Raw genomic sequence first — 20,387 nt, forward strand, 5'->3', positions numbered from 1 at the left:
CCTCATAAGAGGGGGCTTGGGTCACATGTCGATCTGAAGCGTGAGGCTTAGCCGTTTGAGCAGCCGTTACCCATCACGCTGTATTCGAGGGTGTGACGCTGACCTTTGTGGTCTTCGTAAGTCATGTGCATCGGAACGACACCGCAGGTGTCCGGCACTGAATCCATGTGAATAACTTTAGCAATATCTAGATTCATAGAGTACGTGTACTGTTCAACAGCTGCGCTATTAACAGCTTGCACTTCGTCAGCCGCGGCGATTGTAGAGAAGCCGACCAACGCAAGTACGATTAAACTTTTCATGTTATTTACAGGCCTTTAAATCAATCACAACCGACTGACTTCACTTGCCGAGGAGGCGGAAGAAGTTGCTAGACCCTTTTAAAGTTAGGTCTAACACGAAGTACCATGCTCTGCTGAGTTCGTTTGCTAGGGCATGTGTGTAGTTTACAAGGATGGTTATATAGTTATACCCAAAAGAAGCATAATGTTCTTTACCGAAACGGTAACAATCCCTGGCGCGACGTCTTGGAGGCCGGCAAACCGGCCTCTGACCCCTGTCTTAAGGCAGCAAAACCACCTTATCCCCACTCCCCTTGTTAACCTCCTCGTACCGCGCCAGCCCCTCACTCAATGGCGACTCAAACAACCCGGTCGGCAAAGGCAATAATCCTTCATCAAAAAACCGCCCAAATTGATCCAGCATCCCGGCACACGCCTCTGTCCCGTAGAGCAATGAGTTGATGCCCACAACAGACCCACCTTTGCGATACAGCGCCAACGCGGGCAGATGCACGTGCCCATCCGCAGGCGCGGCGATGATGGCGATGCGGCCGAAGGGGGCCAGGGCAGTGACGGCGGCAGGAAGCCAGAAGCCAGTGGTGTCGAAGATGACGTCGGCGCCGCCGGTGAAAACTGCGTTGACGCTGGCGGCGAGGTCTTCGGGTGTGTCGAGCTGGATGGCGTTGAAGCCTCGGTCGTTGAGCGCTTTAACGTGCTCGGGGCGACGCACTGCGCCGAGCACGTGGGCACCACGGATTTTTGCCAGAGCCAGGGCGGCACTGCCGACTGCACCGTTGGCGCCGATCACCAACAGGCGCGTGTCAGCAGTCACCAGGCTCCGCTCCAGTGCATCCCACGCAGTGGTGAACGGGACGCCAAGGCTGGCAGCCTGGGCAAAGCTCAAGGCTTTGGGCTTGAGGGCGACGCCTTTGGCGGGCAGGGTCAAATACTCGGCATGCGAACCGTCGCGGATGAAGCCCGGTTCTTTACCCGTGCCCCAGACTTCCTGTCCGATCAGTGCCTGCGGACCTTCCACGACGATACCGGAGAAGTCCCGACCGGGGATGCGCGGCAGGGTGGTGTAGGGAAAGCGCCCGAGTACATTTTTCACGTCGCTGGGGTTGAGGCCGGCGGCTTTCACCTGGATCAGTACTTCGTCTTGAGCGGGGGTGGGTTTGGGCACGTCAATGTAGTGCAGGGCCGCGAGGTCGCCGGTTTTGGCAAATTGCAGGGCATTCATAAGGAACTCCATCTCTGGACGTCGCGTTGCGCTGTGCGGCTGAGCGACCGTGTTTTAGGTGTCCCGAGTGTAGGAGGAGGCGCAGGAAGCTGTCGGTCAACTGCTTCTGCTTTACTGCCAAACAACGTCAGACAATCACGCGGGCCGTCGTCAGGCCGCACCGTCGCCGACCGGGTACTGCGAAGGGCTCATGCCCAGTTCACGACGGAACATATCGCTGAAGCTGCTGGGCGAATAACCGAGATCGCGCGCGATGGTGCTGATCGGTACCCCCTGAATCAGCTCGGCGACCGCCGTTGCCAATTGCACCTGTCGCCGCCACTCAGCGAAGCCCATGCCCAGTGCAGCTTGAAACAGACGCGCCAGGGTACGCACGCTGGCGCCAGCATTTTCCGCGTGTTGCTCGAAGGACACATCCAGCGAGGGCGAAGCCATCACCGCCTGGCACAGGTTGATCAGGCGCCGGTCGGAGCTATCGGGCAAGGGGATTTTCAGCACGGTGCGCTTGGCTCGCCTCAACTCCAGCAACGCAAGGTCTACGACCGCGTCGTAATAGTCCTGCCGCTGTTGATCCTGAGCCTGCTCCACCAGATTGAGGATCAGCTCACGCAGCAGCCGTCCGACTTCGATGACCTGCACTGTGCTTTCCAGCGTCACGGCAATCGCCGGGCGCAGGTAGATGTTGCGCATTTCCAGGTCCGACACCACCCGAATCCCATGCACCACGCCCGGCGGTAACCACACCGCACGTTGCGGCGGCACGACCAGCGCTTCGTGCGGGGTTTCAAGCCACATGACGCCGGACATGGCGTACAGCACCTGCCCCCAGACATGCTCGTGCGGCTCGATATACAGGCCACGCGGATACGTCCGCGCCAGGGGCTGCACGGGGACGGCGGTGTCACTGAGGTCGGGCGGAGCAGCGAGGGCCATTACGGTGACCGGGAGCGAGAAGATAGGCGCATGGTAACGAGCGTCATGGGTTGTCGCCATCAGTCCATGAGCCTGCCTCTATAGACGAAGGCGGTTGCGGCCTTGTATTTAATGTACCCCGCACACAAAAACGCCCCGATCGACCCGAGGCGTTTTTTATCAGCGCGTCACACGTTCAAGCATCAGAAAATGTTGATCGGGTAGTCGACGAAGATACGGGTTTCGTTACCTTCATCATTGTAGAAACTGGCGTTGTCCGAGACGCGCAAGAAGGAGTTGCGCAGGCGCACGGAGAGGTTTTTCGCCGGGCCAGTCTGTACGACGTATTGCAACTGGCTGAAGATTTCGCGTTCTTCGCCATTGCCGCGGCCGGAGCCGTCGTCGATGTGGTCGCCACGTACGTAGGCGACTTTATAGGTCAGGCCTGGCATCACGAGCGTGCCCAGGTTGACCCCGTAACCCAGTTGCCAGGAACGTTCGTCTTTGGCGTTGAAGTCAGACCAGTAGGAGTTGGCGAGGTAGATGGTGTTACCGCCATCACCCGTACCGCCCGCGTTGCGATAACCGCCGTATTTGTAGCCGGTATCGCCGGTGCTGCGCTGGTGAGCGAGGGTGAAGGAGTGGATACCGAGGGCGTAGGTCGCCGCCAGGCTCCAGATTTTGTTGTCGCGTGCATCGTTGACAGCGAAATCTTTGTCCAGCGTGGTCTTGTACCCGTTGAAGTCGAATGTCAGCGACTCGTCCTTCTGGAGTGCAAACACGTAGTTAAGGTTGAGGTATTGCTTCTTCAGTACTTCTTCGTCGTTGGAGGCATAGAACGCTGCGCTGAAACTGTCTGTGAATTTGTAGCTACCTCCGTAGACGTCGATTTTCTTCAGATCACCGCTGTCACGGCCTTCAACGCTTTTACGCGACTCGGCGGTGAACCGGCCCAGATTCAGCTCAAGGCCTTCGATTTCCTTGGACGTGATCAGGGTGCCGGTGAAACTTTCAGGCAGCAGACGCACGTTGTCGTAGCTCAACACTGGCAGCGACGGCATTTGCTCGCCGTACTTGATCACGGTATTGGAGAAACGTACTTTGACGGCACCGCCGCCTTTGGCCAGGTCGTCAGCCGCTTCGCCGCTGCTGTCCTGCTTGAAAAAGTCGATACCCGCACGGCCGCTTTTGCCTTTACCGCCGTCCAGACGCACCGCGTACATCGCAAATGCATCGACGCCAAAGCCAACGGTGCCCTGGGTGAAGCCCGATGCGAAATCAGCGGTGACGGACTGACCCCATTCGGCCCTGTCCTGAACGCCGTTCTTGTAATCACGGCTGATGTAAGCGTTGCGCAAGAGCAGGTTGAGGCTGCTGTCCTCGACAAAACCTTTGGAATCCGCTTGTCCATCGGCCATTGCCTGAGTGGCGCACATGACGATCACGGCGATCACGCCAATACGTACATTCAACATCTTGTTTTCCTTAATGCGAGTTGATCACGCGCTGTGGCCTTGGCCGGACAGGGGTTGCGGCCTTTGAGTCTGGTCAATCGGACCGACTCAGAAGGCCCGCACGAAATCATCGCAGTGGACTACTGATGCTACGTACATGGCGGGTAGCCACAGGCGGGCGCGAATCCTAGCCGTGGGTTACCGGGGTGTCAATTTTGAAAACTCAGCGGTCCAGAATCAGCATCAATGCGTCTAGCTCTGCGTCGCTGATCAATCCAACCGGGTAGCGAGCCTGCAACAACTGTCGTGAGTCTGGCTCCGGCGCCTGGGATCTTCTGGTTGTCCTTAACCAGTCCGCCATCAACTGGCGTGATTCGCTACTTGCAGACAAACTACGAGCAAAGGGCTGCTCAATACCTGCGTTCATGGGGGACAACCTCTTGAGTCTTGAGCGGCTAAATGTACCTGTGCTTTATGACAGCCCCGAGAAGGACAGTATGGGTCAGCGATTTGACGCCAATAAAAAGCCCATCAATTGATGGGCTTTAATAGCAAGAACAAGACCAACTCAGCCTTTGTGCGGGGCCGGTTGCTGCTGGGTCAGGCAGTGGATATTCCCGCCACCAAGCAACAGTTCGCGGCCTGGCACCATGACAACCTCATGTTCCGGGAACAGACGCTGCAAAATCTCACGCGCCGTTTCGTCGAGAGGGTCGTCAAAGCCAGGCGCAATAAGGCCTCCATTGACTATCAGGAAGTTAACGTAAGAGCCAGCCAGCCGCACCGTCGGGTTGCGCTCCTGACTGCCGTGCACCTGATCGACGCCTGCACACTCTTCTTCGGTGGCAAACAGCGGACCGGGAATGGGCATTTTATGCACAATAAACGGGCGACCCTTGGCGTCGTGCGCGTGTTCCAGGACGCGCATCGCCGCCTGGCAACGTGGATAGTTGGGGTCTTTTGGATCATCGGTCCACGCCAGTAACACTTCACCGGGGCGCACGTAGCAACAAAAGTTATCCACATGGCCGTCGGTTTCGTCGTTGTACAGGCCGTCCGGCAGCCAAATGATCTTCTCTACCGCCAGATGATCACGCAGCACCGCTTCGATCTCTTCGCGAGACAGATGCGCATTACGGTTGCGATTGAGCAGGCATTCTTCGGTGGTAATCAGTGTGCCTTCGCCGTCGACGTGAATCGAGCCGCCCTCAAGCACAAAGCCTTCGGTCACATAGCGTGGGCAACGTTCAATCTCCAGCACCTTGCTGGCCACCTGCTCGTCGAAGTTCCACGGCGCGTACAGACCGCCGTCGAAACCACCCCACGCGTTGAAGCCCCAGTCGACGCCGCGCACTTGGCCCTTGTCATTAATGACGAAGGTCGGCCCGGTATCGCGTATCCAGGCATCGTTGTTGCTGATCTCCACGACGCGAATGTTCGGCACATCGAGGCGCGCACGAGCGTTGTCGTATTGCGCGGCAGAAACACCCACGGTCACCGGTTCGAAACGCGCGATGGCTTTGGCCAGCGCGACATGGGCGCTCTGTACCGGCTTGCCGCCCAGGCGCCAGTTGTCCGGGCGCTCGGGCCAGATCATCCAAGTCTGGGTCTGCTGCGCCCATTCGGCAGGCATGTAGAAGCCATCGGCGCGTGGTGTGCTTTTCAGCGTGGTCATGGCGATCAGGACTCCAGGGAACCGTCGAGCGTTTTGATCGCGCCGTACAGGTTAGGACGACGATCACGGAAAGTGCCCCACGCGCTACGCGTGTGCTCAAGCTCGTCGAGGTCGAAGCTGTGAACCAGTACGCCTTCTTCGGTTTCGTTGAGCTCTGCGACTTTTTCGCCGAACTGGTTAGCAATAAACGACGAGCCGTAGAACGTGATGTCGTAGCCGTCCTGCTCTTCGTTACCGATACGGTTGCTGGCGATCAGCGGCATCAGGTTGGCGCCGGCATGGCCTTGTTGCACGCGCTGCCAGTGGTCGCGGGAGCTGATGGTCTTGTCATGCGGCTCGCTGCCGATGGCCGTTGGGTAGAACAGGATTTCCGCACCCAGCAACGCCATGCTGCGGGCGCATTCCGGGAACCACTGATCCCAACAGATACCCACGCCGATTTTCGCGTAACGGGTTTGCCAGACTTTGAAGCCGGTGTCGCCCGGGTTGAAGTAGTACTTCTCGTGATAGCCAGGGCCATCCGGGATGTGGCTTTTACGATAAATCCCGAGGTTGGTGCCGTCAGCGTCGATGATCACGATGCTGTTGAAGCGTGCACGTCCCGCCAGTTCGAAAAAGCTGATCGGCAGCACGACTTTCAGTTCTTTAGCGACTTTCTGGAAGTGCTTGATGGCGACGTTTTCTTCCATGGGCGTGGCCAACTGCAGATAGTCCGGGTTCGGCTTCTGGCAGAAATACGGGGTCTCGAACAATTCCTGAATCAGGATGATCTGCGCGCCTTTGGCAGCGGCTTCGCGCACCAGCTTTTCAGCGGTTTCGATGTTCGCTTCAAGATCCCAGGAACAGGCCATCTGGGTGGCGGCGACAGTAACGATACGGCTCATGGAAATCTCCTCCTGGGCAAATGCGGTGGGGCCCTCACCTTAGCAGAGGACCCGTGACAATCTTGGCAACTTTATAGCCGATAAAAATCGGCTTTGGAAGGATGATTAGACGGAAAGCAAAAATAATCAGGCCTTTAGGTCGATAACAATCGATTATCAGGCCTACTTTCCTTGCCTCACACTTCGCGAATGAATTCGAGTCAGCCGAGTTCGCCCAGCACCTTCGACACCGTATCCACAAAGAAATCCACACTCTGCCGGGTGGTGCACATCGGCGGCTTGATCTTGAGGATGTTCAAGTAGTCACCGGTGGGCTGCATGAAGATCCCTAACTCACGCAGTCGATCACACAGGTAGGCGGTTTCCTCAGTGGCAGGCTCCAGAGTTTCACGGTCGCGGATCAACTCCACGCCCAGATAGAAGCCGGAGCCATGCACCGCACCGACCAATGGATGTTTATCGATCAAGGCTTCCAGGCGTGCCTTGAAATGACCGCCTACCACTCGGGCGTTTTCCCACAGCTGTTCCTTGTCCATCACATCCAGTACGGCCAGGCCGACGCGGCAACTGACCGGACTACCGCCCGCAGATGAGAAGAAATAACCCTCGGCCTCCAGCGCTTCGGCAATTTCCCGACGGGTGATGACCGCGCCCAATGGCTGGCCGTTGCCCATGCCCTTGGCCATGGTGATGATGTCCGGCACCACGCCCTGCTCTTCGAAGCCCCAGAAGTAATGGCCCAAACGGCCGTAACCCACTTGCACTTCGTCAGCGATGCACACCCCGCCCTGGGCGCGGACCTTGGCATATACCTGCTGCAGATAGCCTGGTGGCAACGAGATTCCGCCCGCGTTGCCGTACACCGGCTCACAGATGAAACCGGCGACCTGACGTTCCTGGCTGGTCAGCTTCGCCAGCGTGTGTTCGACGCTGCGTACGTAATCCGGCGCGCTGTCGCTGCCACGGAACTCACCGCGATAGGTATTCGGTGCCGTCACCGGGTGCACCCAATCAGGCCGAGTGCTCAAGGCTTGCGGATTGTCGGCAATCGAGGTGGAGATGGCATCGGTCGCCACTGACCAGCCGTGATACGCCTCCAGCACGCTGAGCATGTCGCGCCCGCCGCTGTAAGCCCAGGCAAGACGAATCGCCAGGTCATTGGCTTCGGTGCCGCTGTTGACCAGAAACACCCGGTCCATGGAGTCCGGCGCCAGCTCCAGCAATCGTTCGGAGAATTCGGCGATGGCCGCGTAATGAAAGCGCGAGTTGGTGTTGAGCAACGACCACTGGCGTGCGGATTCTTCGGCCATGCGCGGGTGCCCATGCCCCAATACCGCGACGTTGTTGAGCATGTCCAGATAAGACCGACCCTGCATATCAATCAGGTGATTGCGCCAGCCCCGCTCGATCTGCGGCGGGTCCTGATAATAGTGCTTCTGCGACCGGGCGAAGCTGGCATCGCGACGCGCCAGCAGCTTCGCTGAGTCTTCAATCGGCGGCGCATCGCAATCGAATCCCAGTAGCGCGGCGGGCGAAGGGCATACCACTTGCCAGGCTGGCGCCCACGAAGGCGTACTGAACAACGGCGGACTGATATCGGTCACGCGACACAGCTGGACGATCAAAGAGCCGCTGCTCTGACCAATCTCCTGACCTGCACGCACGGCACACCCTGAGTCCAGCGAAGAGGTCACGCCCCACACGCGCAGATTCATCTGCTCGCCGATCAGCCACAGCGCAGCATCAGCGGTCAGACGCAACGTGCCGCCGAATGGCGCATGCAGCTCAGTGCCTGAAGGCACATGCAGTTCGACATGCAAAGCGCAGGTGTCAGGCTCTTTAGCGCTGTCGGGGACCGTGCGCGACAAGCGGTATTCACCATATCGGGTCGAGGCCAGTCCGCTTTTGATGCCCGCTTCGAACAACAGTTGTTCATCGATACCGCGCTTCTCCCAATTGCCGGCGGCGAAGTGCGTACTGAGCACACCCAGGTCGACAGGGGTGAATTCGCGACCACTCAGGCTGGGCAGCAGGGGCAAGAACGATTCAGCGCGGGTCTCTGGCTGAGCCAGCCCGACGCTGGCCAGAATCGCCGCCTCCATCAATTCGAGAGGCACCGAAGTGGCCACATCGAAGATACCCCACTCGCTCTGCAAATTGGCCTGGATGTAAGTGTTGTGCGGTTCGATGCTGGCCTGCTGCTCGCTGCTGAGCACCAGAATCGCGGCCCGCGCGACGATCAATGGCCACAGCGCCTGCAACTCTTCGGGTTGCAACGGGTTGATGGCCTGATACGCCTGAATCGCCGGCAGGATGTACAGCGGATTGCCATCGGCATGGTGCAACAGCGCCGCGCACGTCACTGACAGGTCGGCAACTCGCCAGGTAGTGACCAAGTCCCCGAAATCAATCAAGCCCTGCAACTGCCATTGGCGCTGCTGATCGCGTACCCAGACCACGTTATATTCGGTGATATCCAGGTGAATCGCCTGCACCGGCAGCTTCGCCACCAGCGGTCGTAAGCGGTGCGCCGCCTGCTCGGCGGCGTGTGCGAGCAAGGCGCGCTCTTCAGCGTTATTGATGACCGGTAATAGATGCCTGATCAACGCATCGGCATGCCGCGGGTCCCACTGCAGCGTTCGCTCCAGCCCCGCGTGCTGAAAACTCGCCAGCGCCAGGTCGACCTGAGCGCACAGTTCACCCAATCCCACCACCACGTCGCGGCTCAGGTGGGGCAAATGGGCTAACGACTGACCGTCGATGAACTCAAGCAACCGCGCCTGCACCGTCCGACCGCCGATCTCCAGCGAAAGCAATTCCTCACCGTTGCTGGCCGCCATCACCCGAGGCACACGCAACCCCGGCTCCGCCCCTAAATGCCCCAACGCCGCGTGCTGTGCCTGAAGCTCGCGCAACGAATAATCACCGTGGCAAATCTTCAAGACATAGCGCCCCTGAGCGCTGTCGAGCAAATAGTTACGATCCTGCTGGCTACCCAACTCCTTGAGCGTGCCGCTCAACCCGTAATGCTGCTCAAGCAATAGCAACGCCTGCTCGGCGCTGACTTCCGGGCACGGCAGACTGGAACGATGAATCAACGTGGCGAGCGACATGACGACCTCAACGGTTCTTGTTAGCGGCCTATATCGCCAGTTGGCTGGGCGATGTGCAAGGGGTGTGTTCAGGAAAAACCACAATAAGGAAGAAATGAACGGCTTCTATGAACGGCAGAGAGGACGCAGTGGGCGCATGCTCATTGGGGATCAATACGGTATCTACAGGATCGCGGGCGCGCGGACGACCTTCTGCGTTTTTTTTCGCCGCACTTAACGCACGGGAAAACTCAAAAAATTTAGGTGTTTATGGTCACCAACTTCAGTCGCGACAGTTTTATGGCGCGCAACCTGCTCCTCATGTGTTTTTTTCATGGCTTTGTAGCGTTTTCTCGATCAATCGCTCTTGCACCTGCCCTCTCCTGCCGACAAGCTATGTCTCATCCGCTTAACGTCCATCCAAGGAAGAAGGCAAACTCATGCGAATCCTCGTTACAGGCGGTGCCGGCTTTATCGGTTCGGCGCTGATCCGTCACCTGATCCAGAACACCGATCACGAAGTCCTCAATTACGACAAACTGACCTACGCCGGCAATCTGGAGTCGCTGCAAAGCATTGCGACCAACACCCGCTATGAGTTTGTGCAGGCCGATATCGTTGATCAGGCCGCTGTCAGCGCTGTGCTGGCACGCTTCGAGCCCCACGCGATTATGCATTTGGCTGCTGAGTCCCACGTTGACCGTTCTATTGATGGTCCGGCGGAATTCATTCAGACCAACATCGTCGGCACCTACAGCCTGCTTGAGGCCACACGCGCCTACTGGAGCAAGCTGCCTGAAGCCGAACGTGCGGCGTTCCGCTTCCACCATATTTCTACAGACGAGGTGTACGGCGACCTGCACGGCGTCGATGACCTGTTCACCGAAACCACGCCTTACGCACCAAGCTCGCCGTATTCGGCCAGCAAAGCGGCGTCCGATCACCTGGTTCGGGCCTGGCACCGCACCTATGGCCTGCCGGTTGTCGTCACTAACTGCTCCAATAACTACGGGCCGTTCCACTTCCCGGAGAAGCTCATCCCGCTGGTGATCCTCAACGCCTTGGCGGGTAAACCGCTACCGGTGTATGGCAATGGCCTGCAAGTACGCGACTGGCTGTATGTCGAAGATCACGCCCGGGCGCTGCTTAAAGTGGTAACCGAGGGTGTTGTCGGCGAGACGTACAACATCGGCGGGCACAATGAGCAAAAGAATATCGATGTGGTGCGCGGCATCTGCGCGCTACTTGAAGAACTGGCGCCTGAGCATCCGCCGGGTGTAGCGAATTTCGCTGATCTGATCACCTACGTAACCGATCGCCCAGGCCACGATATGCGCTATGCCATCGACGCCAGCAAGATCGAGCGCGAGCTGGGCTGGACCCCTGAAGAAACATTCGAATCGGGTCTGCGCAAAACCGTGCAGTGGTATTTGGATAACCTAGACTGGTGCCGTAGGGTCCAGGACGGCAGCTACCAAGGCGAACGACTGGGATTCACTGACCTTAAGGATTTGATCGCATGATGAAAGGCATCGTTCTGGCTGGCGGTTCGGGCACGCGTCTGCACCCCATCACCCTTGGTGTTTCCAAACAATTGCTGCCGGTCTATGACAAACCGATGATCTATTACCCGATCTCGGTCCTGATGCTGGCCGGCATCCGTGAAATCCTGGTTATTTCCACCCCGCAGGACTTGCCGCAATATCGCAACCTGCTGGGTGATGGCAGCCAGTTTGGCGTGCATTTTCACTACAAGGAACAGCCCACTCCGGACGGTCTGGCCCAGGCGTTTCTGATCGGCGAAGAATTCATCGGCGATGACCCGGTGTGCCTGATTCTGGGCGACAACATTTTCCACGGACAGCATTTCAGCGAGCAGTTGCAAAGTGCCGCCGAGCACCCCAAAGGCGCGACGGTCTTCGGTTATTGGGTCAAGGATCCAGAACGTTTTGGCGTGATTGATTTCGATGAGAGTGGCCGTGCGCTGTCCATCGAAGAAAAGCCGAAAAAGCCGAAATCCAGCTACGCCGTGACCGGTCTGTATTTCTACGACAATGACGTTATCGAGATCGCCAAAGCGGTGAAGCCTTCGCCCCGTGGCGAGCTGGAGATTACCGACGTCAACAACGCCTATCTGGAACGCGGCGATCTGCGGGTCGAGCGCTTCGGTCGGGGTTTTGCCTGGCTTGATACCGGCACCCACGACAGTCTGCTGGAAGCGTCGCAGTACGTTCAGACCATCGAACATCGTCAGGGACTGAAAGTGGCTTGCCTGGAAGAGATCGCGTTCCAAAACGGCTGGATCGACCGCGAGCACCTGCTCAACCGCGCAGATGCATTTGGCAAGACCGGCTATGGCCAATACCTGTTCAAGCTTGCCGGGGAATATCAATAATGAAGGTGGTGCCGACTGAACTGCCTGGGGTCCTGATCCTGGAACCCAAAGTATTTGGCGATGAGCGCGGGTTTTTCTATGAAAGCTTCAATGCGCGCGACTTTAAGCAAGACACTGGCATAGAAGCGGACTTCGTTCAGGACAACCACTCACGCTCGCAAAAGGGCGTGTTGCGGGGCCTGCATTACCAACTGGAACAAGCCCAAGGCAAATTGGTTCGGGTCACGGCGGGAGAAGTGCTGGATGTCGCGGTGGATATTCGCCGCAGCTCACCGACCTTCGGACGCTGGGCCAGCGTCCTGCTTTCCGCCGAAAACAATCGTCAGTTATGGATCCCGCAAGGCTTTGCCCACGGGTTCCTAGTGCTCAGCGACTACGCCGAATTCCTCTACAAGACCACCGACTACTATCAGCCTCGTGCCGAGCGCTGCATTCGCTGGAATGACCCGGACCTGGCAATTGACTGGCAGCTCACCGACATCCCGAAACTGTCGGAGAAGGATCAAAACGGCAGAAGCCTGAATGAGGCTGAGCTGTTCTCATGACCCAGTCCTCCACTCCACCACTGAAGATATTGATCAGTGGACAGCATGGTCAGGTGTCACGCGAGTTGCAGAAAAGCCTGGCTGATCTCGGCGAACTGCACGTGCTGGGGCGCGATCAACTGGACCTTGGCCAGCCCGAGGCCATTCGTGACCACGTGCGCGCACTACGTCCAGACCTGATCATTAATGCGGCAGCGCACACCGCAGTCGATCAGGCTGAAAACGAACCCGAGCTGGCCTTCGCGATCAATGCCACGGCACCGGGTATTTTCGCTGAAGAAGCTGATCGGCTGGGCATCCCCCTGATTCACTACTCCACCGATTACGTGTTCGACGGCAAAAAAGACTCGGCCTATACCGAGCAGGATCTGCCGAACCCGCTGGGTGTGTATGGTCGTAGCAAACTGGCGGGCGAACAGGCAATTGCGGCGGTGGGGGGCAAACACCTGATCCTGCGCACCAGCTGGGTTTACTCCCTGCACGGGCGTAACTTCCTGCTGACCATGCAACGCCTGCTGCAAGAGCGGGCAGAATTGCGCATCGTCTCGGACCAGATCGGCGCACCCACCTGGGCCGGCACCATCGCCCACAGCACGCGCTTGCTGATCGAACACTGGCGCGACGGACAGGCTGGCGCCTGGGGTACGTATCACCTGACCGCCAGCGGCGAGACGTCGTGGTTCGGTTTTGCTCAGGCCATTGGTGAGCAACTGATCAAACAAGGCAAGCCCTGTGCGACGCTGGAAGCGATTCCGTCCAGCGCCTACCCGACTCCCGCCGAACGCCCGCTGAACTCACGCCTCGATTGCAGTCTTCTGCAGCGTGAATGGCAGGTGCAGCAGCCTGATTGGCATCACGCGTTGCTGGAGTGCTTAGCCGGTCAGCAGTAGGCATAATGGGTCGATCAGCTTCTGCCCGGAGGGCGTAGGCACTGACGTGTCTGAGAGCGGCGTCACGCGGAGTACCTGGGACACCGCTTTCGCAGACACGTCAGTGCCTACAAATAATCCGTGTCAGGCGAACATCATCTGGCGCATTTCTATGATCACGACGTCCACCGTTGCCCGACGCCCCCGCTGGCGCAGCCTTGCGTTGCTGGCGCTTTGTCTTGCGCCGCTGTTGTGGCCACTGCAGCATCTGGCCGAGCGTTATTACGGCAACGAGCTGGTCAGCCAGAACCGCCAGACGCTTGATCTCTACGTCGCCAACCTGCTCGGGACCCTGCATCGCTATGAAGTATTGCCACAAATTCTCGGCGATCTTCCAGCCCTGCGCGCGGTGTTGGCGAATCCCGAGCAAAAGGTCACTCTGGAAGACGCCAACCGGTTACTCAAGGATATTTGCGAACAGACCGGGGCAGAGGTGATGTACCTGATGGACCCCAGCGGCAATACGCTGGCAGCGTCCAACTGGGACCAGCGCGACAGTTTCGTGGGGCGCAACTTCGCCTTTCGCCCTTACTTCAGTGAAGCCATGGCCGGCGGCCTGGGGCGCTTTTTCGGCTTGGGCACGACTTCGGCCAAACGCGGTTACTTCTTTGCCGGTGCCGTGCACGATGGCGACAAGGTGATTGGGGTGCTGGTGGTCAAGGTCGATCTGGACCGCACCGAGACCTTGTGGGGCAAAACCCCGGAGCAATTGCTGCTGACCGATCACAATGGCGTGGTGATCCTGACCTCAAACCCGGAATGGCGCTTTCGCGCAACCCGTCCGCTGAGCCAGGAAGAACAGCAAGCGATCAACGCCATCCAGCCCTATCCGACCCGGAACCCAAAACCGTTGCACCTCGACGAAAAGGCCTGGTTGACGCAAACCCAGCAGATCGACGAGACCGGCTGGGCCGTGAGTATCCTTGCCCCACGTGGGCTGATCGACCGACCGGTGCGTACCGCCGTCGCTGTCGGCGGCGCGACCCTGTTGGTGCTGATGCTACTGCTGGGCCTGATGATGCAACGCCGGCGCCATTATCTGGACCGCATTGCCTTCGAAGCCAAGGCCCGTCGCGAGCTGGAAATGCGCGTAATCGAACGTACCGCCGACCTGGAAGGCCTGAACAGTCGACTCAAGCAAGAAGTACTGGAGCGCGAGCAGGCGCAGCAGGAACTCGTCCGCGCACAAGACGAACTGGTGCAGGCCGGTAAACTCTCGGCACTGGGGACCATGTCTGCCAGCATTAGCCATGAACTCAATCAACCGCTGGCGGCGATCCGCAGCTATGCGGAAAACGCCGAAGTGCTGCTCGATCACGAACGCACCGAGGACGCTCGCGGTAATCTCAAGCTGATCAGCGAACTCACCGGACGCATGGCCTCGATCATTGCCCATCTGCGCGCGTTTGCCCGACGTGATCGGCATGCGCCGGAAAGTGTCGCCCTGCAACCGGCGCTCGACGATGCCTTGGCGCTGCTGTCCAAACGCCGCCGGGCAATGGAAGTTGAACTGATCCGCGACATGCCGGACGCGACACTCTGGGTCCAGGCCGGTGAAACCCGCTTGCGTCAGGTACTCGGTAACTTGTTGGCCAATGCCCTTGATGCGCTCACTGAAAAAGGTCCGCCACGCAAACTCTGGCTGAGTGCCGAACAGACTCCCGAAGGCGTCAATCTGTATATCCGCGATAACGGCCCGGGTTTTTCCAAAGAAGCTCTGGCCCGTGCCCGCGAGCCGTTCTTCACCACCAAGACCCGCACCCAGGGTTTGGGCCTCGGCCTGGCGATTTGCGATACGCTGATGCGCGCGCTGGGCGGAGAGTTACTGCTCGCCAATCATCCCGACGGCGGCGCCCTGCTGACCCTGCACCTGCAGGCCGGGGCGGCCGGGGTCAATCTTCAACCGCCAGAGGATCTATCTGCATGAGTACGGACCACGCCATCGACAGCCGGATTCAGGTGGTGCTGATCGACGACGACCCGCATCTGCGAGGCGCCCTCAGCCAGACCCTGGACCTTGCCGGCTTGCACGTTCTGGCGTTGGCCGACGCCAAGGGCCTGGCGAGTCGCATTGAGCGCGACTGGCCTGGCGTGGTGGTGAGTGATATCCGCATGCCTGGCATCGACGGGCTCGAACTGCTCGCACAACTGCATACTCAGGACCCGGAACTGCCCGTGCTGCTGATGACCGGTCATGGCGACGTGCCGTTGGCGGTGCAAGCCATGCGCGCCGGCGCCTATGATTTCCTGGAGAAGCCGTTCTCCAGCGACGCCATGCTCGACAGCGTGCGCCGCGCGCTTGATCTGCGCAGCCTGGTGCTGGACAACCGCAGCCTGCGCCTGGCCTTGAGTGATCGGACCCAATTGAGTACGCGCCTGGTCGGTCAGTCCGCGCCAATGTTGCGTCTACGTGAACAGATCGGTGCCTTGGCCGCGACCAAGGCCGACGTGCTGATACTCGGTGAAACCGGCACCGGCAAAGAAGTGGTTGCCCGCGCCTTGCACGACCTGTCCAACCGCCGTGCCGGGCCTTTTGTCGCGATCAACGCGGGGGCACTCGCCGAGTCCGTCGTCGAAAGCGAGCTGTTCGGGCATGAGCCGGGCGCGTTCACTGGCGCGCAAAAACGCCGGATCGGCAAGTTCGAATTCGCCAACGGCGGTACGCTGTTTCTCGACGAAATCGAGAGCATGAGCCTGGAGGTGCAGGTCAAATTGCTGCGCTTGCTGCAAGAGCGCGTGGTCGAGCGCTTGGGTGGCAATCAGCAGATTCCACTGGATATCAGGGTGATCGCCGCGACCAAGGAAGACCTGCGTCAGTCTGCCGATCAAGGACGCTTCCGCGCTGACTTGTATTACCGGTTGAACGTCGCACCGCTGAAAATTCCACCGCTGCGCGAGCGTGGCGAAGACGCGTTGATGCTGTTCCAGCACTTTGCCGACTCAGCCAGCACCCGCCACGGATTGCCCAAACACGAACTGCAACCGGGCCAACGCGCCTTGCTGTTGCGGCACACCTGGCCGGGCAATGTGCGCGAACTGCAGAACGTCGCAGAGCGCTTTGCCCTTGGCCTGGAACTGGCCCTCGAAGGCAATGAAGTCCCCAGCATGCCAACCACCGGAGGCGGGCTCAGCGAGCAGGTTGAAAGCTTCGAACGATCCTTGATCGCCGCAGAGCTGACCCGGCCTCACAGTTCCGTGCGCAGCCTCGCCGAAGCCTTGGGTCTGCCACGCAAAACCCTGCACGACAAGTTGCGCAAACACGGCCTGAGCTTTGGTGACAGCAGCGGCAGCGCTGCCGATGAACTCGATTGATAAATAGGAGCCCGCATGAATAACGACAGCCACCATTTGCAGAAGGTGCTGCATCACGACATTCCTCTGACCCGCGAGATGGGCCTCAAGGTGCTCAGCTGGCAAGGGCGACAGCTGCGTCTGCAGTTACCCCTGGCCCCCAACACCAATCACAAAAACACCATGTTCGGCGGTAGCCTGTACAGCGCGGCCGTGCTGGCGGGTTGGGGCTGGCTGCATTTGCGCCTGCGCGAAGAGGGGATCGAAGACGGGCATATTGTGATTCAGGAAGGGCAGATCAGCTATCCGCTACCGGTCACCGCCGATGCCATCGCCACGTGCGAGGCGCCAGAGGATGCCGCCTGGGAAAAATTTCTAAGCACGTACCGCCGTTATGGACGCGCCCGCTTGACCTTGCCGACGCACATTTTCAATCAGGGCAGTGACAACGCGGCAGTACGTTTCAGCGGGCAGTTTGTGTTGCATCGTTAAGCCCTATAGCTCGGATTTAGCCAGCGCCAACAGCTTGCTGCGCCACGGCGCGTTCGCCGGCAACGCGAGAAACGAGGTGTTGAGCAGCGACTCGCGCGACGGGTAGCTGAACGTCTCGCCTGCCAGATCGAGCACTTCGCCGCCTGCGCCTTCGAGTACCCCTTGAGCCGCAGCAGTGTCCCACTGCGAGGTCGGCGCCAGACGCGGATAACAATCGGCGGCACCTTCGGCAAGCAGGCAGAACTTCAATGAGCTGCCGACGCTGGTCAGTTGCAAATCACCCAGGCTCTCGGACAACCCCTCCAACAAGCGCTCCTGTTCCGGGCTGGTGTGACGACGACTGGCGACCACGGTAAACGCTTCGCCGGGTGCTGGCGCCGTTCGCACGCGGATCGGCGCAGCATGCGCCTCATCATCACTGCGCCATGCGCCCAACCCCGCACCGCCGAAGTAGCAGCGATTATTGGTGGGCATCGAGACCACGCCAAACACCACGCGCCCCTGTTCGATCAGGGCAATGTTGACGGTGAATTCTTCGCTGCCGGAAATGAATTCCTTGGTGCCGTCCAGCGGATCGACCAGCCACCAGCGCTCCCAAGTGGAGCGCTCACTGAGGGGAATGTCGGCATCTTCTTCAGACAGCACATGAATATCAGGCGCCAGCGCCTGCAAACCCGCGACCAATAGATGATGCGCCGCTATATCCGCGGCGGTGACGGGCGACGCATCGGTCTTGGTGACGACGGACACATTTGCGCGCCAATACGGCAGGATCACTTCGCCTGCACGTCTGGCCAGCTCAATCACGGGCGCCAACAACGGATGCGGCAGATGAGCGAACGCTTGGGTCATGGCTCGAATACTCCACGCTGGGTCAATAAGTCGCGGACCAGATACAGCGCCGCCAAGGCACGGCCCTCGCTGAACTGTGGGTGTTGAATCAGGCTGGACAGTTCACGCAGATTGACCTTGTCGACGCGCATCGGCTCTGGCTCGTCGCCCGGCAGGCTCTCTTCATACAAATCAGTGGCCAACACCACCTGAATCTTCTGGCTCATGTAACCGGGCGACAGGGACAGCTCGGTCAAATGCTCAAGCTGATGAGCGCCAAACCCGGCTTCCTCCTTAAGCTCACGATTGGCAGCGGCCAGGATGTCTTCGCCCGGTTCGATCAGGCCCTTGGGCAAAGACAACTCGTACTCGTCGGTCCCCCCGCAGTACTCCTCGATCAATACCGCGTGGTCGGCATCGAGCATCGCGACGATCATCACTGCGCCATAACCAACGCCTCTACTCACCAGACGCTCGTACGTGCGCTCGACGCCGTTGGCAAAACGTAACTGCAACGCTTCGACACGGAACAGATGGCTACTGGCGACGATTTCGCGGGCGAGGATGGTGGGTTTCTGTCGCATGGCAAGCTCCTTGGCGTGGACGGAGTACTATACCGTGGCTTTCCCGATTGTCTGTGTCGGATATGCTGACGTGGCTCATTCACCGCCCGAGAGACCTGAATGCCTTCTTTACCCTGGCGCGACATTGATACCGTTCTGCTCGATATGGACGGCACCCTGCTCGACTTGCATTACGACAACCATTTCTGGATGGAGCACCTGCCACAGCGCTACGCCGAACTGCACGGGGTCAGCCGGGCCATGGCCGAACTGGAAATGGCCCCGCTGTTCGAAAAGAATGCCGGCACGCTCAACTGGTACTGCCTGGACTTCTGGAGCGCCGAGCTGAAGCTACCGCTGCGCGAGCTGAAACTGGAAACTGCGCACCTGATCTCCCTGCGTCCGGATGCCGAAACGTTTTTGATGGCAATCAAGCAGGCCGGCAAACGCGTGATCATGATCACCAACGCCCACCGCGACTCGCTGTCATTAAAGATGGAGCGGGTGCAACTGGCGCCCTACTTCGAACGCATGATCAGCTCCCACGACTACGGGTTCGCCAAAGAGAACGCGCAGTTCTGGGATGCGTTGCACGCCGACATCGCCTTCGAGCCAGGTCGCAGCCTGTTCATCGATGACACCCTGCCGATCCTGCGCAGCGCCCGAACATTCGGAATCGCCCATCTGCTGGCCGTCAGCGAACCCGACAGCCGCAAGGGCCCGAAGAACACCGAAGAGTTTGCCGCGGTAGCGGATTATCGGACGTTGATTGCGGGGCTTTAGCTGCGCGGACACTGTAGGAGCGGGCTTGCCCACGATGGCGTTTTACCTGACACACCGCATCAACCTGATCGCAGGCAAGCCAGCTACAGGACGAACTGCCTGCATAACGCCCCGGAGCGAAGATGGACATCAAACAGCTTAAATTCCTCATCGCCCTCGACGAGACCCGGCACTTCGGCCAAGCGGCGGCGCGCTGCCACATTACCCAGCCGACCCTGTCGATGCGCCTGCGCAGCCTGGAAGAAGAGCTGGAGTTGCCGCTGGTCAATCGTGGTCAGCGCTTCGAAAGTTTTACCGCGCCGGGTGAACGGGTATTGGCCTGGGCGCGGACGGTACTCGCCGCCTATGACGGCTTGTACGCCGAAGCGGCAGCGTGCCGGGGGCATCTGGTCGGTACGTTGCGCCTGGGCGTGGTGCCGCTGTCGAGTTTCGATCCACTGCCACTGATGCAACGCCTGCATCAGTTGCACCCCAACCTGCGCTTCGAACTGTCGGCGCTCAGCTCCGAGCAGATTCTGGAGCAGTTGGCGAGCAATCAGCTGGATCTGGGCGTGTCGTATCTGGACCGGCTCGACGGTGAGCGCTTTGATTCTCTGGCACTGGCAAAAACACGCATGGGCCTGCTTTACGATCACCGTCACTTCAGCTTCGGTGAAGATCCACTCAGCTGGGAAAGCCTGATCGAGCTGCCCCTCGGCCTACTGACCAGCGGCATGCACTTTCGTCAATCCATCGACCACAATTTCCACAGTCGGGGCCTGAACCCCCTGCCCTTGTTGCAAACCGACGCGGTCCATCAGTTGCTGCAAGCGGTGCATGGCGGTTTCTGTTGCGCGATCATGCCACTTGATGGCGGTCTGGAGACCCTGACCGAGCACCTGCGCCTGCACCCTATCGCGGAGGCCAAGACCCTGGCCCGGCTGGGTTTGATCATGCGTCGTAGCGCGCCGCGCTCTGCCCTGGCCGAAGCATGCTTCGCGGCCTACCAGAAAATCATCGAGGCATCTTGATCGACGTCAT

18 protein-coding genes are annotated in these 20,387 nt (G+C 59.3%); 9 read left to right on the forward strand and 9 right to left on the reverse strand.

The genetic code is table 11. The features are described from left to right. Positions 1-47 precede the first annotated feature (47 nt). The 7 genes from ACVBEG_RS23210 to ACVBEG_RS23240 form a co-directional block, all read right to left on the reverse strand. Complete coding sequence (locus ACVBEG_RS23210; RefSeq protein WP_322177312.1) at positions 48-302, reverse strand: DUF2790 domain-containing protein; 255 nt, start codon at positions 300-302, stop codon at positions 48-50. Positions 303-561: 259 nt separating this feature from the next. Beyond that, positions 562-1,521: a quinone oxidoreductase family protein gene (locus ACVBEG_RS23215; protein ID WP_322177311.1), complete on the reverse strand. Its 960-nt coding sequence runs from the start codon at positions 1,519-1,521 to the stop codon at positions 562-564. Positions 1,522-1,671: 150 nt separating this feature from the next. Continuing rightward, complete coding sequence (locus tag ACVBEG_RS23220) at positions 1,672-2,454, reverse strand: AraC family transcriptional regulator (RefSeq protein ID WP_443696375.1); 783 nt, start codon at positions 2,452-2,454, stop codon at positions 1,672-1,674. A gap of 182 nt (positions 2,455-2,636) precedes the next feature. Beyond that, positions 2,637-3,908, reverse strand: a complete 1,272-nt coding sequence (locus tag ACVBEG_RS23225; RefSeq protein ID WP_447108339.1) for an OprD family porin — start codon at positions 3,906-3,908, stop codon at positions 2,637-2,639. A gap of 547 nt (positions 3,909-4,455) precedes the next feature. Further along, positions 4,456-5,562 carry an agmatine deiminase gene (gene aguA / locus ACVBEG_RS23230; RefSeq protein WP_330201626.1) on the reverse strand — a complete coding sequence of 369 codons (1,107 nt, stop codon included), beginning with the start codon at positions 5,560-5,562 and terminating at the stop codon, positions 4,456-4,458. 5 nt (positions 5,563-5,567) lie between these two features. Continuing rightward, positions 5,568-6,446 carry an N-carbamoylputrescine amidase gene (aguB, locus tag ACVBEG_RS23235; RefSeq protein ID WP_322177307.1) on the reverse strand — a complete coding sequence of 293 codons (879 nt, stop codon included), beginning with the start codon at positions 6,444-6,446 and terminating at the stop codon, positions 5,568-5,570. A 200-nt stretch (positions 6,447-6,646) separates the two neighbouring features. Next, positions 6,647-9,559: an aminotransferase gene (locus tag ACVBEG_RS23240; protein ID WP_447108340.1), complete on the reverse strand. Its 2,913-nt coding sequence runs from the start codon at positions 9,557-9,559 to the stop codon at positions 6,647-6,649. 419 nt (positions 9,560-9,978) lie between these two features. On the opposite strand from ACVBEG_RS23240, the gene rfbB reads away from it, so the two are divergent. The 7 genes from rfbB (at position 9,979) to ACVBEG_RS23275 (ending at position 17,190) form a co-directional block, all read left to right on the forward strand. Continuing rightward, on the forward strand, positions 9,979-11,061 hold the full coding sequence (gene rfbB / locus ACVBEG_RS23245) for a dTDP-glucose 4,6-dehydratase (RefSeq protein WP_322177305.1): 1,083 nt from the start codon (positions 9,979-9,981) through the stop codon (positions 11,059-11,061). Continuing rightward, positions 11,058-11,933, forward strand: a complete 876-nt coding sequence (gene rfbA / locus ACVBEG_RS23250; protein WP_219063769.1) for a glucose-1-phosphate thymidylyltransferase RfbA — start codon at positions 11,058-11,060, stop codon at positions 11,931-11,933. The genes rfbB and rfbA overlap by 4 nt, the downstream gene beginning before the upstream one ends. Continuing rightward, the gene (rfbC, locus tag ACVBEG_RS23255; RefSeq protein WP_447108341.1) at positions 11,933-12,478 is read left to right on the forward strand and encodes a dTDP-4-dehydrorhamnose 3,5-epimerase; all 546 of its coding nucleotides are present in this window, start codon (positions 11,933-11,935) and stop codon (positions 12,476-12,478) included. Before rfbA ends, rfbC begins: the two co-directional genes overlap by 1 nt. Next, the gene (gene rfbD / locus ACVBEG_RS23260; protein WP_322177303.1) at positions 12,475-13,368 is read left to right on the forward strand and encodes a dTDP-4-dehydrorhamnose reductase; all 894 of its coding nucleotides are present in this window, start codon (positions 12,475-12,477) and stop codon (positions 13,366-13,368) included. The genes rfbC and rfbD overlap by 4 nt, the downstream gene beginning before the upstream one ends. A 151-nt stretch (positions 13,369-13,519) precedes the next feature. Continuing rightward, positions 13,520-15,334, forward strand: coding sequence for a sensor histidine kinase (locus tag ACVBEG_RS23265; protein ID WP_330201625.1), 1,815 nt, complete (start codon positions 13,520-13,522; stop codon positions 15,332-15,334). Then, on the forward strand, positions 15,331-16,719 hold the full coding sequence (locus ACVBEG_RS23270) for a sigma-54-dependent transcriptional regulator (RefSeq protein ID WP_322218908.1): 1,389 nt from the start codon (positions 15,331-15,333) through the stop codon (positions 16,717-16,719). The genes ACVBEG_RS23265 and ACVBEG_RS23270 overlap by 4 nt, the downstream gene beginning before the upstream one ends. A 15-nt stretch (positions 16,720-16,734) precedes the next feature. After that, positions 16,735-17,190, forward strand: coding sequence for a thioesterase domain-containing protein (locus ACVBEG_RS23275; RefSeq protein ID WP_322218906.1), 456 nt, complete (start codon positions 16,735-16,737; stop codon positions 17,188-17,190). Positions 17,191-17,193: 3 nt separating this feature from the next. On the opposite strand, the gene cysQ is transcribed toward ACVBEG_RS23275, so the two are convergent. Both cysQ and nudE read right to left on the reverse strand, forming a co-directional pair. Next, positions 17,194-18,042 (reverse strand): 3'(2'),5'-bisphosphate nucleotidase CysQ, encoded by an 849-nt coding sequence (cysQ, locus tag ACVBEG_RS23280; protein ID WP_447108342.1) that lies wholly within the window; start codon positions 18,040-18,042, stop codon positions 17,194-17,196. After that, on the reverse strand, positions 18,039-18,605 hold the full coding sequence (gene nudE, locus ACVBEG_RS23285) for an ADP compounds hydrolase NudE (RefSeq protein ID WP_322177298.1): 567 nt from the start codon (positions 18,603-18,605) through the stop codon (positions 18,039-18,041). Before nudE ends, cysQ begins: the two co-directional genes overlap by 4 nt. A gap of 99 nt (positions 18,606-18,704) precedes the next feature. On the opposite strand from nudE, the gene yrfG reads away from it, so the two are divergent. Together yrfG and ACVBEG_RS23295 are read left to right on the forward strand one after the other, a co-directional pair. Then, entirely contained in the window at positions 18,705-19,367 is a 663-nt protein-coding gene (yrfG, locus tag ACVBEG_RS23290; RefSeq protein WP_322218900.1) for a GMP/IMP nucleotidase, read from the forward strand. A gap of 122 nt (positions 19,368-19,489) precedes the next feature. Next, positions 19,490-20,377: a LysR family transcriptional regulator gene (locus ACVBEG_RS23295; protein ID WP_322218898.1), complete on the forward strand. Its 888-nt coding sequence runs from the start codon at positions 19,490-19,492 to the stop codon at positions 20,375-20,377. Positions 20,378-20,387 lie beyond the last annotated feature (10 nt).

The sequence above is a fragment of the Pseudomonas sp. GG8 genome, from assembly GCF_052976945.1.

What these genes read in the sequence shown, in the direction of transcription:
- ACVBEG_RS23210 (WP_322177312.1), bottom strand. Translation starts at nt 302, where the DNA reads ATGAAAAGTTTAATCGTACTTGCGTTGGTCGGCTTCTCTACAATCGCC.
- ACVBEG_RS23215 (WP_322177311.1), bottom strand. Translation starts at nt 1,521, where the DNA reads ATGAATGCCCTGCAATTTGCCAAAACCGGCGACCTCGCGGCCCTGCAC.
- ACVBEG_RS23220 (WP_443696375.1), bottom strand. Translation starts at nt 2,454, where the DNA reads ATGGCCCTCGCTGCTCCGCCCGACCTCAGTGACACCGCCGTCCCCGTG.
- ACVBEG_RS23225 (WP_447108339.1), bottom strand. Translation starts at nt 3,908, where the DNA reads ATGTTGAATGTACGTATTGGCGTGATCGCCGTGATCGTCATGTGCGCC.
- aguA (WP_330201626.1), bottom strand. Translation starts at nt 5,562, where the DNA reads ATGACCACGCTGAAAAGCACACCACGCGCCGATGGCTTCTACATGCCT.
- aguB (WP_322177307.1), bottom strand. Translation starts at nt 6,446, where the DNA reads ATGAGCCGTATCGTTACTGTCGCCGCCACCCAGATGGCCTGTTCCTGG.
- ACVBEG_RS23240 (WP_447108340.1), bottom strand. Translation starts at nt 9,559, where the DNA reads ATGTCGCTCGCCACGTTGATTCATCGTTCCAGTCTGCCGTGCCCGGAA.
- rfbB (WP_322177305.1), top strand. Translation starts at nt 9,979, where the DNA reads ATGCGAATCCTCGTTACAGGCGGTGCCGGCTTTATCGGTTCGGCGCTG.
- rfbA (WP_219063769.1), top strand. Translation starts at nt 11,058, where the DNA reads ATGATGAAAGGCATCGTTCTGGCTGGCGGTTCGGGCACGCGTCTGCAC.
- rfbC (WP_447108341.1), top strand. Translation starts at nt 11,933, where the DNA reads ATGAAGGTGGTGCCGACTGAACTGCCTGGGGTCCTGATCCTGGAACCC.
- rfbD (WP_322177303.1), top strand. Translation starts at nt 12,475, where the DNA reads ATGACCCAGTCCTCCACTCCACCACTGAAGATATTGATCAGTGGACAG.
- ACVBEG_RS23265 (WP_330201625.1), top strand. Translation starts at nt 13,520, where the DNA reads ATGATCACGACGTCCACCGTTGCCCGACGCCCCCGCTGGCGCAGCCTT.
- ACVBEG_RS23270 (WP_322218908.1), top strand. Translation starts at nt 15,331, where the DNA reads ATGAGTACGGACCACGCCATCGACAGCCGGATTCAGGTGGTGCTGATC.
- ACVBEG_RS23275 (WP_322218906.1), top strand. Translation starts at nt 16,735, where the DNA reads ATGAATAACGACAGCCACCATTTGCAGAAGGTGCTGCATCACGACATT.
- cysQ (WP_447108342.1), bottom strand. Translation starts at nt 18,042, where the DNA reads ATGACCCAAGCGTTCGCTCATCTGCCGCATCCGTTGTTGGCGCCCGTG.
- nudE (WP_322177298.1), bottom strand. Translation starts at nt 18,605, where the DNA reads ATGCGACAGAAACCCACCATCCTCGCCCGCGAAATCGTCGCCAGTAGC.
- yrfG (WP_322218900.1), top strand. Translation starts at nt 18,705, where the DNA reads ATGCCTTCTTTACCCTGGCGCGACATTGATACCGTTCTGCTCGATATG.
- ACVBEG_RS23295 (WP_322218898.1), top strand. Translation starts at nt 19,490, where the DNA reads ATGGACATCAAACAGCTTAAATTCCTCATCGCCCTCGACGAGACCCGG.